A 13,775-nucleotide genomic window follows, 5' to 3' on the forward strand; every position below is an offset into this window, starting at 1 on the left:
GATACGGGTCGAACCCCCGACGACGATGCCTGTCCCGACGCGCCTCGGCTGCGTCGGCGACGTCGAAGGAAGGGACGCCGATGGCCGAAGACCGGCCGCCGTCTGATGATGCCTGGAACGCCGCCCCCAACGCGGCGATCCCCCGTCGCGCCTTGCTGGCCGGGGGGCTGGCGATGCTCGCCGGTTGCGGAGAGCCGATCCCGCCCGTGCCGCCTGCGGCTGACGGCCCGCCGCGCCGGATCGTGTCGCTGAACCCCTGTCTGGACGTCATCCTGGTCGAAGTCGTCGAGCACGAGCGGATCACGGCGCTAAGCCACTATTCCCGCGAAGCCGACAGCTCGACCATCGCCGAGGTGGCCCGCGACCTGCCCTTCACCTGGGGCACGGTCGAGGAGGTCGCGGCCCTCTCGCCCGATCTGGTGCTGAACGGCCAGTTCGTGTCCCAGCCACTGCGTCGCGCGCTGGACCGGCTGGAGATTCCCCAAGCGGTGTTTCCGGTGCCGGAAACGGTCGCCGACAGCCTGGCCCAGGTGCGCGAGGTGGCGGCCCTGGTCGGGCGGCCCGAGCGGGGCGAGGCCCTGGTCGCGCGCATCGAGGCCGCCATCGCCGCCGCCGAGCCGCCCGCCGGTGCGCCCCGGCCGTCGGCGCTGATCTTCATGCCAGGCGGGTTCGCCTCGGGGCCGAACACGCTGATGGACGAGATGATTCGGCGCGCGGGGTTCGACAACACCGCCGTCCGTTATGGCCTGACCCAGTCGATGGCGGTGCCGCTGGAACAGATCGTGGCCGATCCGCCGGATGTGCTTCTGAGCGGCGTCACACGTCCGGGCGCGCCCAGCCGGGCCGAGAGCCTGCTGCGCCATCCGGCGCTGGCCCATCTGGCCGACCGGATGCGGCGCGAGACCTTTCCGCAGAAGCTGCTGTTTTGCGGCGGGCCCGTGCTGATCCAGACGGCTGCAACTCTGGCGCAGGCGCGGCGCGCGGTGCTGGAGGTCCGCGCATGAAGGCGCTGAACCGTCCTCTGCTGTACGGTGGCCTGGCGGTGGCGCTGGTCGTGCTGTCGATCCTCAGCCTGAGCATCGGCCGGGTCTGGGTGCCGTTCGAGGCCTGGTTCGATCCGGGCTCGGACCCGCGCTGGCCGATCCTTCTGGAACTGAGGGCGCCGCGCACGATGCTGGCCCTGCTGATCGGCGGGGCGCTCGGTCTCAGCGGCGCGGCGCTGCAGGGATACACCCGCAATCCCCTGGCCGATCCCGGCGTGCTGGGGGTCTCGGCCATGGCGGCGCTCGGGGCCGTGCTGACGCTCTACTACGGGGTGGCGGCGCTGGCGCCTTGGACCCTGCCGGTCGCGGCGGTGGCGGGCGCGCTGCTCGGCGTCGTCGCCCTGATGCTGTTGTCCGGGTCGGCATCCAGCATGGTGTCGTTCCTGCTGGCTGGGGCGATCCTGAGCGTGGTGGCGAGCGCGGGCGTGTCGCTGGCCCTGTCGCTGGCGCCCAATCCCTGGGCCGTGGCCGAGATCGTCGACTGGCTGATGGGGTCGATCGAGGACCGCGGATGGCCCGAGGTGCGCATGGCCGCGCCCCTGATCGTGCTCGGTTGCGGCCTGCTGCTGACCACGGGCCGGGCGCTGGACGCTCTGACCCTGGGCGAGACCGGGGCCCGGTCGCTGGGCGTGTCGCTGAAGCGGACGCGGTGGGTGCTGGCGGCGGGCGTGGCGCTGGCGGCGGGAGCCTGCGTCGCCGTGACGGGAGTGATCGGCTTCGTCGGACTGGTGACGCCGCATCTGCTCCGGCCGCTGGTCGGGGCGCGGCCGGGCGCCCTTCTGGGACCCAGCATCCTGGGCGGGGCGGTGATCGTTCTGGCGGCCGACATTCTGGTGCGGCTGGCCCCCTCGGCGGCGGAGGTGAAGCTGGGCGTGGCCATGGCCGCGTTCGGAGCGCCCTTCTTCCTGATGCTGCTGCTGCGCCTGCGCAAGGGGACGGCATGACCCGGCCGGTCTCCCTGCTGACGTGTGTGGCTCTCGGCATGTCGCTGGGCGGCCGTCCGGTTCTGCGCGACGTCCATCTGAGCTTCGAGAGCGGGACCGTCACCGCGGTTCTGGGGCCGAACGGCGCGGGAAAGTCGACGCTGCTCAACTGTCTCGCGGGGCTGATAAGGCCCTCGAGCGGAGCCGTGCGCCTGGACGACTCTCCCCTGCCCGACATGCCGGCGCGGGCGAGGGCGCGACGCATCGCGGTCCTTCCCCAGACGCCCGAGATCGCCTGGCCGGTCGAGGCGCGCGCCCTGGTCGGACTGGGTCGCACCCCCTTCATCGGCGCACGCGGCCTGACCACCGAGGACGAGGCGGCGGTGGACCGGGCACTGGCCGCCGCGGGCGCCACAGACCTAGCGCACCGGAGCGTCGACATCCTGTCGGGCGGCGAACGGGCGCGCGTCCTGATCGCCCGCGCCCTGGCCGGAGAGCCCGACTGGCTGCTGGCTGACGAGCCCATGACCGGACTGGATCCCGCCCATCAGCTGGACGCGGTCAGCCTGTTCCGGGCGATGGCGGAAGGCGGCGTCGGGGTGATCCTGACCCTGCACGACCTGTCCCTGGCGCTGCGCGTCGCCGACCGGATCGTGGTGCTGGCCGATGGCGGGGTGATCGGCGACGGCCCGGCCGCGACCGCCCTGACCCCCGACCTGATCGCCACCGCCTATGGCATCCGCGCCGAGGTGAAGGCGGGTCTCCACGGCCCGGTCATCGAGGTCTTGGCCCGCCTGTGATGGGTCGTCAGTGATCCACCGCATCCGGATCAAATCGTCACGAAACACGGGCTAAGCTAAGCCGGAGCATCGGGAGTCGCGCATCACATGGAATCCATCGCCTTCGATCTGCGTCAGACCAAGCGGACCCCGCTGAGCCCCGCCCATGTGGAGGCGATCCGGGCGGCGGGGCAGACCCGGACCTACAAGGCCGGGGAGTTCCTGGCGCGTCCGGGTGACCGGATGGACCAGTTCGTCTGGCTCGAGGCGGGCGAGGTCGAGGTGGTGGACCTGACCACCGGGGAGCGGCGCCTGCCCTCGACGCTCGGGCCCGGCCAGTTCATGGGCGAGATCGGCTTTCTGGCCGGCGGGCGCTGGACCCTGCCCATGCGGGCGGCGCAGGACACCACGATCACCCAGGTCGATCGGCCAACCATGCTGCGGCTGATGAGCGAGATCCCCGAGATGTCGGACATCATCATCAGCGTCTTCGCGGCGCGGCGGCGCCGCCAGCTGGAGGACGGCGACGGGGCGCTGCGCCTGATCGGCGTGGACGAGAGCGCGGCCATCCGCCGGGTCGCCTCCTTCGCCACCCGCAACCGCATCGCCACCGTCAGCTATCCGCTGGACAGTCCCGAGGCCCGGGCCGCCCTGCACCAGTGTGGGCTGAGCGAGGTCCAGCCCGCCGTCATCTTCGGGGCCGATGAGATCATCACCGACCCGACCCCGGCCCGGGTGGCCAACCGTCTGGGGCTCGACATCGAACTGGACCCGGACGACGCGTTCGAGGTGCTGATCGTCGGCGGCGGACCGGGGGGCGTGGCGGCGGGCGTCTATGCCGGCGCCGAAGGACTGCGCGCCCTGGTCAGCGAGGATCTGGCGATCGGCGGGCAGGCGGGCACGTCCAGCCGCATCGAGAACTACATGGGCTTTCCCACCGGTATCTCGGGCGCGGACCTGGTCTGGCGCGGCGAGGTGCAGGCGATGAAGTTCGGCACGCGGTTCGCCATTCCCCTGCGGGCCACCGGCATCGAGCGCGCCGAGGACGGGACCTTCTGCGTGCGCTTCGACGATGGCCAGTCGGTGTGTGCCACCGCTGTCGTGGTGGCGACCGGGGTCGAGTACCGCCGCCTGCCCCTGCCCAGGCTGGAGCACTTCGAGGGCGCCGGCGTCTACTATGCGGCGACCGAGCTGGAAGGCCGCTGGTGCCGGGGGACCGAGGCCGTGATTGTGGGCGGGGGCAACAGCGCGGGTCAGGCGGCCATGTACCTGAGCCGCAACGCCGATCATGTGCATGTCGTAGTGCGCGGGCCGAGCCTGGCCGCCTCCATGTCCAGCTATCTGACCCAGAGGCTGGAGGCCGACCCCCGGATCACGGTCCACTATAGGAGCGAGGTCGAGGACCTGCAGGGCGAGGACCGGCTGGAGCGTCTGACGATCTTCAACCGGTTGGACGGATCGCGTCGGGAGATCGACTGCCGCGCCTTGTTCATCATGGTCGGGGCCGCGCCCAACACCGCCTGGCTGAACGGTCTGGTCGAGCTAGACGACAAGGGCTTCATCAAGACGGGCCAGGACTGCGGCCTGTCGGAATCGCCCTATGCCACCTCCTGCCCCGGCATCTTTGCGGTCGGCGATGTACGGGCCGGATCGGTCAAGCGGGTCGCCTCAGCGGTCGGCGAAGGCTCGGTGGTCATCAGCCACGTCTACCGGCACGTGAGGCCGGGCGAGGGTTAGACCCTAAGGCTGCTGCTTCATCTGAACCCGGCAAACCAAATGCCAGACGGCGGCGACCGCGAAGACGCAAACAACAATCAGCGTGCCAGGCCAGTCCAGTTCGCTGGCGATCATACCGGAAACAAGTACGAGCGGCGCGAAGCCCAACAGGATGAGCGATATCCAGTACGGGACGTTGAGAACGAGCCGTTCATTTGCCGCTTTGCAATGATCCCAGTTCACGGTTGGATCCCTCGATCCGCGCCCAATGATCGATGCCTGTAGCTTCCCACACTCAGCAGCACGAGGCGCCCGTTACGGCTCCAGCTCTATGTCCCGATACAGGTAACAGATTCCGCCTGATCCGTGCCGACAAGCCCTTGAGGCCGCTGATAAAAGTCGCCGAGACCTTGGCCTCGCCAGCCGCTTGGTCACCATATGGTCACCACGGCGACGGAAATCGGCAGCCATCTCCGGCACCTCCGAGAGGCTAGCAGAAGTCGGCGGCGAAGTCGCCCGATCGTCTGAAATGCGCCAGAAGCGCGGGACGGACTGCGCATCCCAGAAGACGCCGGAGCTAAGCGTCGAATAGAGGCTGCGGCCGTCCGTGAGCACCAGGAGCTTGTTGGAGGTCTCGAAGCCGTTGAAGCCGCGCGCGGAGATCGCATTGTCCACGGCATTCATGCGCTGGACATCGAGGTTGGGTGCCAGCGGCAGGACTTCCGGCAGGCTCGCCGCCCCGACCGTCGGATATCGTCCCGACTGACCACGAAGACCGCCGCGGCCGCCGCCGACAGCGGTTTCGGTCGGCGCGAAACCGACGTCACTTCGACCTGAGCCAGTTCTTCCAGCGACAGACGGCTGAGATCGGGATCATCGGGCTCCGGGCTCTAAACGTCGGCCCACGCGACCGGGGCGCTGACCGTGCTGATCACCGCCGCGAGGATCAGACGCCCTGCGGCGGATGACCTTCCCTTTTTCTCCAACTCGCCCTCTCTCGATGCTGCCGATCTCTTCCGGTCGACTTGGCGGTCACTGCAACGCTTCAACGATCCCGCGGTTCGCCTGGAGTGAAGTTTCGCCGCTCCCCAACCGACGGCTGACTGTCGCCACGCAGGCAAAACAGCTCCCGCGCGTCATGGTGAACCTCGACGTGGGTGAAGTCCCGACCGAGCATCAGTCGGAGCTCGGCGAGATGGCGAGCCTCCTCCTCATCCCGCGCCTGCAGGGATTCCAGCACCGGTTCGACCGCCAGGCCGTCATGCAGTCGAAGACAAAAGTCGGCATGACGCGCTCCGCCACGGTATCTCCCTCTCTCCGTCGGCGTTAATGCAAAGCTCCGATCGGGAGTTCCTGACTTCCGCTGCCGGGTCGCCGCGAATGTCGGGTTTCGGACACATCCCCAATGTCCGCAGCGTCCTTGCCGTCGATCAGGAACAGCGTTTCGTTCAGCGGGTTGGTGGCCGAGTGGCGGCCCATCCGCCGTCTGATTCCCGGAGGATCCGATGAAGATGAATTTGATGCTGGCCAGTGCGGCGTGCCTTGGCCTTCTTGCGGCGTGCAATCAGCCGGAGGACACCAACCCGGTCGATGCCGCCCAGGACGCTGCCTCTGCCCCGGTCGGTCAGATGTCTGCGGCGACCATGGGTTCGAACATGGCGAGCGCCTACGTTCCGAACGCAGCCATGGGCGACATGTACGAGATCATGGCAGCCGACATTGCGCTGGAGCGGACACAGTCCGCCGAGGTGCGCGAGCTCGCCCAGATGATCAAGACCGACCACACTGCTGCCAGCGAGCGGTTCAAGCCGATCGCCGCCGCCGAGGCTGGGGACGTGACCCTGCCCACCGAGCTCGACGAGCGCCGTCAGGGGCTGATCGACAACCTGCGCAGCGCGCCCGCCGAGGGATTCGATCAGGTCTATCTGGCCCAGCAGGTCGCGGCGCACCAGGAAGCCGTGACCTTGCACCGCGGGTTCTCGGACAACGCCGACGCGCCAAGGCTGGCGGAGCATGCCCGGACCGTTCTACCGCGCATCGAGGCGCACCTGCAGATGGCCGAGCAGATGGCGGGCGAGTAAACGAAAGGTGGCGGCGGGTCGGCTGTGAAACCCCTCAACCCGCCGCCGGAGACCGGCCCGCGAAATGGCGCGCGTCCGGCCTACGTCGGCAACGGCGTGATCGGACTGCGGGTGCGCGAGGTGCCCCTGGTCGCCGGTATAATGCTAGTCAGCGGCTTCGCCGGGGATCCTCCGAACCGCCGCATTGAGGCGGCCGTGCCGTGCCCCTATCCCCTTGCCGGCGATCTGTCCGTCGACGGCGTCTGGCTGAGCGACCAGCCATGGGCGGTTTCGCGTCTGCGGCAGACCTACGACTTCGCGACCGGCGAGCTGACCTCCTCCTGCGTCTTCAAGGCGTTGGGAAAGGCGGTGTCCGTCGAGGTTCTGACCTTGGCCAGCCGCACCGCGCCTTCGCTCGTCCTGCAGCAGGTGACCCTGACCCCTCGTCAGCCGATGACACTGGGTATCCGCGCCATGGTGGACACTCGCGGAGTTCGCGGAACCATCCTGGATCGTCGCACGGATACGCCCGGCGAAGACGAGCCCGCGTGCGACGGCGCGCTTCTCTGGGAAAGCGAAGGCGGGCTCAGTCGCTGCGGCATTGCGCTCGTGACGGCAATCGACCGACCCGCAGAACGCCAGTCCCGACCAGAGGATCGGCTTGGACCGCTGATCAGCGAATATGAGTTCGAGGCGGCGGCGGACGAACCGCTGGTCCTGAGGCAGATCGCGGCGCTCGTGCCGTCCGTCATGCATGCGCGCCCCCATGAGGAAGCGGTGCGGCGCGTGGCGAGGGGCGCGAAATCGGGCCTCGAAACCCTTCGCGAGAGAAACCGCGCGGCCTGGTCTGAGCTCTGGAAGGGTCGGATCACGGTGCATGGCGCAGAGCCGGCGCATCAGGCTCTGATCGACGCGGCGGCCTTCTACCTGATGACCTCGACCCACGCGGCGTCACCCGCAGCGACCTCGATCTTCGGTCTCGCCACCTGGCACGACTACCACCACTACTACGGCCATGTGATGTGGGATCTGGACGCCTTCTGCGTGCCGCCGCTCGTGCTTCTGCAACCCGACGCAGCGCGGGCGATCCTGGATTTCCGCAGCGACGGAATGGAGGCCGCCGGGCGGACGGCGAAGCTTTCGGCGCGCGACGGTCTGCAGTTCCCGTGGGAAGTCGGACCGTTCACGCGTGATGAGGCCGCGCCCGGCGACGGGTCGGCGCCCGCCCACGAGGATCATGTATCGCTGCATGTGGCGCGCGCATTTTCGCTCTATGCGGATGTCACCGGCGATGAGGCCTTTTTGCGGGACCAGGCGTGGCCGGTCCTGAAAGGGGTGTCGGACTGGGTGGTCAGTCGTTTGACGCGCACCGACCGAGGGTTCGAGCTGCTCCGCGCCAATGGACCTGCCGAGGTTCCGGACCCGCCCGACAACGACGCCTTTACCCTGATGGCGGCGGGTGATGTTCTGCGACGGGCGATCCGCGCCGGTGAACGGCTGGGCCTGCCGGTCGCCGAGGCGTGGCGGGAGGTCGAAGCCGGTCTGTATCTGCCCCGGCGGTCCGATGGTGTGATCGCGACCCACGACCACTTTCGCATCGACGAACCCAAGGGAGCCACCCCCTCGGTCCTGGCGGGCCTTTTCCCCTACGACCACCCGCTCTCGGAAGACGCGCGCCGGCGGACGCTGGCCTTCTACCTCGAGCACTGGCCGGAGTACGTTGGATCTCCGATGCTGCCGGCCCTCTACCCCGTCTGGGCCGCCATGACCGGCGACCGCGCTCTCGCTTTGAAACTCTTCGAGGAGGGCTATGCGGCCTACGACAGCGGCCGGTTTCATCAGTGCCTCGAATACCGGCCGGATCATCCGGACAGCGCGGTCGAGGCCGGGCCCTTCTTCGCCAATCTGGGAGGAATGCTGCTGGGTCTGCTGTTCGGCCTGACGGGGATCGTGGCCGACGACGGGGACCCCGCCGGCTGGCCCCGCAGGCCGATCGTCCTGCCCGAAGGCTGGACGAGCATCGAGGTCGAGCGCATCTGGATCCGGGGGCGGCCCGCCCGGCTTGCAGCGCGACAGGGCGCGCCGTCGGCCGAGATCAGCTTCCTGTGACGCGCGGATCGCTGCGAAGCGACTGTGCGAAGCGGCGGATCTCGGACGTGTAAATGTCGCCCTGCTCCAGGAAGCCCATGTGGTTCGCCTTGCGGACCTCTTCGAACCGCGCGCCCGGGACGCTCGCAGCGATGCATCGACCGGCTTCCGGTTTGGTTACGATGTCCCGCTGGCCGCCGATCACGAGCGTCGGGATGGGCAGCCGGGACAGGGCATCGCGAGCGTCCCATTCGAACATGGCGAGATTGCCCCGAGCCTGCACGCCGGGGCGGTTACGCGTGGCCAGCCGCGCCACCAGATCGAGCTGAGCGCGCGTCACCTCCGGGCCGAACCCCATGCGCTGCGCGAGGTGCGCCATGCCGCTGAGGTAGCTCTGCCAGGCGGACAGCCAGGCCAGGGGCTCGAGCACGATGACCAGCCACATCAGCGGGATCAGGACCGGAATGCGAAGCGCCTGAAACAGGGGGCTCCAGATCATGGTCCGCAGGGGGTTGATGTCGGTGGTGTTCAGAAGAACGACCCCCACGACCTCGCGGCCGAACAGCTCCGGGTGGTCCCGAGCCAGGGTCTGGATGGTCATGCCCCCGATGCTGTGGCCGATCAGGATGACGGGCCGGCCCGTGCCGAGAACCAGATGCCTCAGATTGGCGGCGAAGGCCTCAAGGCTCACGCCCTGGGGGCCTGCGGACTTCGAGCGGCCGAGCCCGGGCAGATCCCAGCTGAGAATGGCGTGCTCGTTCTTGAGCGCCTGTCTGGCGTCGTTCCAGACCGTGCTGTCCAGCCCCCAGCCGTGCGTGAAGAGCAGCATAGGGCCGGGACCTGAGCCGATCTTCTCGACATACAGACTGGCCCCGTCGACAACCGGCAGGTTGACGCCTTCCCGGCGAAGGTCCGGCACTGGCCCGGCGTCACGGCGCGCAAGAAGGGGCAGGACCAGCGCGCGTCCAAAGACCGAGAAAGCGAGCAGACCGAGGCTTGCCCAGAGCCGCCAGTCCTCGCGGATGCGCTCCACGCCCGTCGGGGTCTGGACCAGGTCGCCCGCGTACCAGGACCAGCCGAGCCAGGCTCCCGTTCCCAGGATGGCCAGCGACGCCAGATTGAGCAGGATGGCGAAGACAAAGATGGGAACCATGAGAGCGCCTTGAGTGCGCGCGGCGCATGCCGGGAAGGCGGGCAATGCGCACGCGCGCAGCCGCCTCCGACGGCGAAGTCCGCTGCGGGAGCGGCTTCAAGCGGGTAGGCGCAAAGGGCGTTCCGAATGTCGGGTCGCGGTCTCTCTCTCGTCCTCAGAGCGGTCGGCTGAGAAAGGGCGATCCGACCTCGCCGAAGCGCCAGAGCCTTTCGACCGCGCGGGCGATGCCGACGCGGGCGCCCCGTCCAACTGAAGCCGTCCTCTCGGGGGCCTCAAGCATCACCCCGGCTTCGTTCAAAGGCCGATGATTGAACGCCATCGTCACGGCGAGCGCCTGGCAAAGCCGGCCCGGGCCAGACGCGAGCTGAACCAGACGATCGGTGCCACGGCGTCGACGCATGAGGTCCAGACCGGCTGTCGGCCGCAAGGCCCGGATAAGGACCGCCGCGCCTGTTCCAGGCGGTCCGCACACGATGTTGAGACACAGATGGAGGCCGTAGATGCGGTAGACATAGAAATGGCCGGGCGGACCGAACATGGCGGCGTTTCGTGCCGTCATCCCGCGGTGGCTGTGCGAGGCGGGATCATCGGCGTCATAGGCCTCGGTCTCGACGATGACGCCGCCGACGCCATCGACCGTCAGCCGCGCCCCGACCAGGTCGTGCGCGACGTCCGGCGCGCGTCGATCGAAGAAATCGGTCGAAAACTGCGTCAATGCCGACGGTGCGCCGCCGCATCTGCGCGGCGCGTGCGGTCCTGGCCTTGAGTCGGGTTGTCGCCGCTCGGAACAGGTGCCGATGGCGCAGGGTTGGCTCGGAGCACTGCAGGAGAATGCTCATGACCTCCATGGCGCTTTGGCTCTGGATCATCCTGGCCCCCCTGGCCTTCATCCTCGTGATGTCGGCGAAACGATAGGCCGGGCTCCAGGACCGGGGCGGGAGGAGACCCCTCCTGCCCCTCGTCCGCGTCGGCGGCCGGGTCCTGGCTCGGCCCTCGGTCCGGCTGCCCCCCTGCGGTGACGGCGTGTTCGATGCGACCCGCTTCGACTTCGGTTCGGGCGAAGACCTCTTCCTGGCCGCTCTCAAGGAGCTCGCTCTCAGCTCCGCCCAACCCGCCCTGAATGAGTCCTGACGTCGGGTGTTTCTGGTCGGGAGCCTGGGCCATGGAGCCCCAACGCTGCCTCAGCCGAAAGCAGCCGGAGTGTCGGCTTTCGGTCGTTCAGCCTCGCTAGGCGATCCGTCGCATCCCGACCTGGATGGCGACGTCGACCGACACGACAGCGTCGAGCACGGCCGCGGGCTCGAAATGATGCATCAGATGCCCGGCCGGTATGGAGCGCACGGCACAGGTTGGCAGGCGGCTGTCGAGCCAGCGGGCGTGAGCTTTTGAATCGATGACGCGATCGTCCGGGTCCATCAGAACCAGGGTAGGGATCGACAGGCGCTTGAGCTGGGTGCGCAAGCCGATCATATCGGCGTTGAATCCGCGCAGCTCCGCCGCCATTGCGCTCACGGCGCTGGGTTGGGCCATGCGCCGCCAGGGAAAGGCTCTCGGATCCGGCATCGCCTGTCCCCGATGAAGGGCGGCCCTGACCATGGACCGACCCAGCGTGGGCGCGACGGTGGGCAGCAGCCGTCGGATCGAGGGGCCGATGATCGGCGCCGTGGCCGCACGGAGACCGAGGGCCGCCCTGGGCCGGGTCGGACGGCAGAAGGGGCTGATCAGAACCAGGCCCGCGACGCGGTCTCCGCCCCGTCGCGCAAGATGCAACGCCGGGGCGGCGCCGGCCGAGTGGGCGATGACGATCGCGTCCCTGACCCGCAGCCGAGCCAGAGTGCGCTCCAGAGCGCGCGCCTGGGCGTCTGGTCCCATCGCACCGCTGGATGCCGCCTCGCTGCCGCCATAGCCGGGCCGGTCGATGGCGGTGACCCGGAAGCCCGCATCGACCAGGGGTTCGGCCAGCGGGTGGAAGATCTCGTCCGCGAGACTGGCGAGGCCGTGCAGCAGCACGACCGGGCGACCGGTCGTGCCCTGCTGGACCACCCGCTGGCGGCATCGCGGCGGTCCGACGCGACGAACGCGCCGCCGCGGTGCTGGAGAGGAGGGATGGCGGGACATGGCGATGACCACAGAAGACTGTTGAGGGTGGATCGGGGATCAGCCGGCCGGCGGTGTCTTGAACGTGTCGCCGACCTCCGTCGCGTCCGGCCCGTCGGGTCCCGCCGCACGGCGTCCCTGCCGGCTGGTGCGCTTGACCGCTTCGTCCGGGGTGCTCGCGTCCGGCTTGCCCGCAGGAATGGCGCCGTTGCGTTCGCGGCCTTTGGTCTGATCGGTCATGGCGGTCTCCGATTTACTGTGCTGGGAACGGCGAACGCGGCGGCCTGCCTTCCGTTCGCCAGAGACCGGCAGTGGCGTCGATCCAACCCCGGCAACGGAGTCCGGGAGCGCGGCGTTCGACCGCCGAGAGGAGCCCTGGCCATGAAGAAATACGCCTATGCCTGGATCACCCTGGCCTTTTTCGCCATCTCGTTTGGTCTGCACTGGATGTTCGGCTGGATGTCCTATGTCGAGGAGGCGACACAGCACGGACAGACGCCGACGCTCGGGCCCTGGCTGACAGAGATGGGCCGCGACACCTTCGAGAACTGGCAGTCGGAGTTCCTGCAGCTGCTGTGGCAGGTCGTGGGTCTGGCCTACTTCCTGTATGTCGGATCGCCGTCGTCCAAGGAGAACGACGACCGGCTGGAGGCCAAGATCGACGCCCTTCTGGAACTGGTCGGACGCGAGCGCGGTATCGCCCTGATCGAGGAGATCGACGAGACGCATCTGCGTCACGGGGGGCATGCTTCGATCCACCAGCACCCGCCCTACCACGCGGCAGGCACCCTGGGTCGAACGTGAGCGAGACCCTGTCGGCCAGTCTTCCGTCCGATCTCGAAGCGCGGATCACGCGGGTGCTCCAGAACCTGTGCGATCGCAACCTGACCGTCGCCACGGTCGAGAGCTGCACGGGCGGTCTGATCGCCTCGGTCCTGACCGACGTCGAAGGCTGCGGCCATGCCTTCGAGCGCGGGTTCATCACCTATAGCGAGGCCGCCAAGATCGAGGATGTCGACGTGCCCGCGGCGCTGATCGAGGCCCACACGGCGGTGTCGGCCGAGGTCGCCGAGGCGATGGCCCGGGGTGGTCTTCGCCGATCCACCGCCGACCTGGCCCTGTCGGTGACCGGCTATGCGGGACCGGCCGGCGATGGCACCGAGGAAGGTCTCGTCCATCTCGCGCTCGCCAGACGGGAGGGGGGCGTCGTCTGCGCCGAACGCCACTTCGGCGCCATCGGGCGCGGCGGCGTGCGAATGGCGACCCTGGAGGCCGCGGTCGATCTGGTGGAATCGGCCCTCAACCAGGCTTGACCTTACGGAACAGCGGTCGCCGTCGGGCGTCTCTTCTCGACCCCCACAGTCTCAGGAGCCTCTCCCCATGTCCGTCATCGACAAGATCGCAGCCGCCATGACGCCTCTGCCGAACGAGGAAAAGCGGCGCGAGGCGACCGAGCAGGCGCGCGCCGTCGCCCAGCGCGGCGACTGGCTCAGCCTCGTGCTGGATCATCACGACCGCATCCGCGAAGCCTTCAGCGCGGGCAAGCTGGCCAAGACCGCCGCCGAGCGCACGGCGGCGATGAAGGAACTGGCGATCGTGCTCAACGGCCACTCCCTGGCCGAGGAAGTCGTGCTCTATCCGGCGCTCGGCCAGGCCGGAGAGAAGATGCACGCCGCCCACGCTTATCTCGAACAGACGACCGCCAAGAACCAGATGTCGGAACTGGAGAACATCGCCCCGTCCAAGCCGGAATGGGTCGACAAGTGGGAGCATATCGAGGGAGCCGTCCTGACCCATATGTATGAGGAAGAGTCGACCTGGTTCCTCGAGCTCAGGGAGAAGGGCGAGCGGCAGGATCATCTCACCGCCCGCTACCGCGAAGAGTTCAACCGCTACGTCGGATAGGCGACGCCCGG

Annotated in this window: 15 protein-coding genes; 10 read left to right on the forward strand and 5 right to left on the reverse strand. The window is 68.7% G+C overall.

The window, feature by feature from the left end; translation table 11 throughout:
• The first annotated feature begins 80 nt into the window (after positions 1-80).
• The 4 genes from Q333_RS0110585 (at position 81) to Q333_RS0110600 (ending at position 4,482) form a co-directional block, all read left to right on the forward strand.
• Positions 81-1,004: an ABC transporter substrate-binding protein gene (locus tag Q333_RS0110585; RefSeq protein WP_245591536.1), complete on the forward strand. Its 924-nt coding sequence runs from the start codon at positions 81-83 to the stop codon at positions 1,002-1,004.
• Positions 1,001-1,987 carry a FecCD family ABC transporter permease gene (locus tag Q333_RS0110590; RefSeq protein WP_029416849.1) on the forward strand — a complete coding sequence of 329 codons (987 nt, stop codon included), beginning with the start codon at positions 1,001-1,003 and terminating at the stop codon, positions 1,985-1,987. The genes Q333_RS0110585 and Q333_RS0110590 overlap by 4 nt, the downstream gene beginning before the upstream one ends.
• Positions 1,984-2,766, forward strand: coding sequence for an ABC transporter ATP-binding protein (locus Q333_RS0110595; protein WP_051651257.1), 783 nt, complete (start codon positions 1,984-1,986; stop codon positions 2,764-2,766). Before Q333_RS0110590 ends, Q333_RS0110595 begins: the two co-directional genes overlap by 4 nt.
• An 87-nt stretch (positions 2,767-2,853) precedes the next feature.
• Positions 2,854-4,482, forward strand: coding sequence for an FAD-dependent oxidoreductase (locus tag Q333_RS0110600; RefSeq protein WP_029416852.1), 1,629 nt, complete (start codon positions 2,854-2,856; stop codon positions 4,480-4,482).
• Between the two features lie 3 nt (positions 4,483-4,485).
• Here Q333_RS0110600 and Q333_RS0110605 read toward each other — a convergent pair whose 3' ends face one another.
• Complete coding sequence (locus Q333_RS0110605; RefSeq protein WP_029416853.1) at positions 4,486-4,704, reverse strand: hypothetical protein; 219 nt, start codon at positions 4,702-4,704, stop codon at positions 4,486-4,488.
• A gap of 757 nt (positions 4,705-5,461) precedes the next feature.
• Here Q333_RS0110605 and Q333_RS17835 point away from each other — a divergent pair.
• The 3 genes from Q333_RS17835 to Q333_RS0110625 all read left to right on the forward strand — a co-directional run bounded on the left by Q333_RS17835 (position 5,462) and on the right by Q333_RS0110625 (position 8,630).
• Positions 5,462-5,791, forward strand: coding sequence for a hypothetical protein (locus Q333_RS17835; protein WP_157072438.1), 330 nt, complete (start codon positions 5,462-5,464; stop codon positions 5,789-5,791).
• Positions 5,792-5,966: 175 nt separating this feature from the next.
• Complete coding sequence (locus tag Q333_RS0110620; RefSeq protein ID WP_029416856.1) at positions 5,967-6,542, forward strand: DUF4142 domain-containing protein; 576 nt, start codon at positions 5,967-5,969, stop codon at positions 6,540-6,542.
• 24 nt (positions 6,543-6,566) lie between these two features.
• On the forward strand, positions 6,567-8,630 hold the full coding sequence (locus tag Q333_RS0110625) for a glycoside hydrolase family 65 protein (protein WP_029416858.1): 2,064 nt from the start codon (positions 6,567-6,569) through the stop codon (positions 8,628-8,630).
• Here Q333_RS0110625 and Q333_RS0110630 read toward each other — a convergent pair.
• The 4 genes from Q333_RS0110630 to Q333_RS0110655 form a co-directional block, all read right to left on the reverse strand.
• Positions 8,617-9,762, reverse strand: coding sequence for an alpha/beta hydrolase (locus tag Q333_RS0110630; RefSeq protein WP_029416860.1), 1,146 nt, complete (start codon positions 9,760-9,762; stop codon positions 8,617-8,619). The two genes, Q333_RS0110625 and Q333_RS0110630, sit on opposite strands and share 14 nt — an antisense overlap.
• Before the next feature lie 154 nt (positions 9,763-9,916).
• Positions 9,917-10,477 carry a DNA-3-methyladenine glycosylase gene (locus Q333_RS0110635; protein WP_029416861.1) on the reverse strand — a complete coding sequence of 187 codons (561 nt, stop codon included), beginning with the start codon at positions 10,475-10,477 and terminating at the stop codon, positions 9,917-9,919.
• Between the two features lie 512 nt (positions 10,478-10,989).
• On the reverse strand, positions 10,990-11,880 hold the full coding sequence (locus tag Q333_RS0110650) for an alpha/beta fold hydrolase (RefSeq protein WP_157072439.1): 891 nt from the start codon (positions 11,878-11,880) through the stop codon (positions 10,990-10,992).
• A gap of 39 nt (positions 11,881-11,919) precedes the next feature.
• A complete protein-coding gene (locus Q333_RS0110655) occupies positions 11,920-12,099 on the reverse strand; it encodes a hypothetical protein (protein ID WP_029416866.1) in 180 nt (59 codons plus the stop codon).
• A gap of 141 nt (positions 12,100-12,240) precedes the next feature.
• Here Q333_RS0110655 and Q333_RS0110660 point away from each other — a divergent pair, with 141 nt between their 5' ends.
• The 3 genes from Q333_RS0110660 to Q333_RS0110670 all read left to right on the forward strand — a co-directional run bounded on the left by Q333_RS0110660 (position 12,241) and on the right by Q333_RS0110670 (position 13,764).
• Complete coding sequence (locus Q333_RS0110660; RefSeq protein WP_051651259.1) at positions 12,241-12,663, forward strand: DUF6766 family protein; 423 nt, start codon at positions 12,241-12,243, stop codon at positions 12,661-12,663.
• Entirely contained in the window at positions 12,660-13,172 is a 513-nt protein-coding gene (locus tag Q333_RS0110665) for a CinA family protein (protein WP_029416869.1), read from the forward strand. Before Q333_RS0110660 ends, Q333_RS0110665 begins: the two co-directional genes overlap by 4 nt.
• 67 nt (positions 13,173-13,239) lie before the next feature.
• Positions 13,240-13,764, forward strand: a complete 525-nt coding sequence (locus Q333_RS0110670) for a hemerythrin domain-containing protein (RefSeq protein WP_029416871.1) — start codon at positions 13,240-13,242, stop codon at positions 13,762-13,764.
• Positions 13,765-13,775 lie beyond the last annotated feature (11 nt).

It is taken from the genome of Brevundimonas bacteroides DSM 4726 (assembly GCF_000701445.1).
In the GTDB taxonomy this organism is placed as follows: Bacteria; Pseudomonadota; Alphaproteobacteria; order Caulobacterales; family Caulobacteraceae; genus Brevundimonas; species Brevundimonas bacteroides.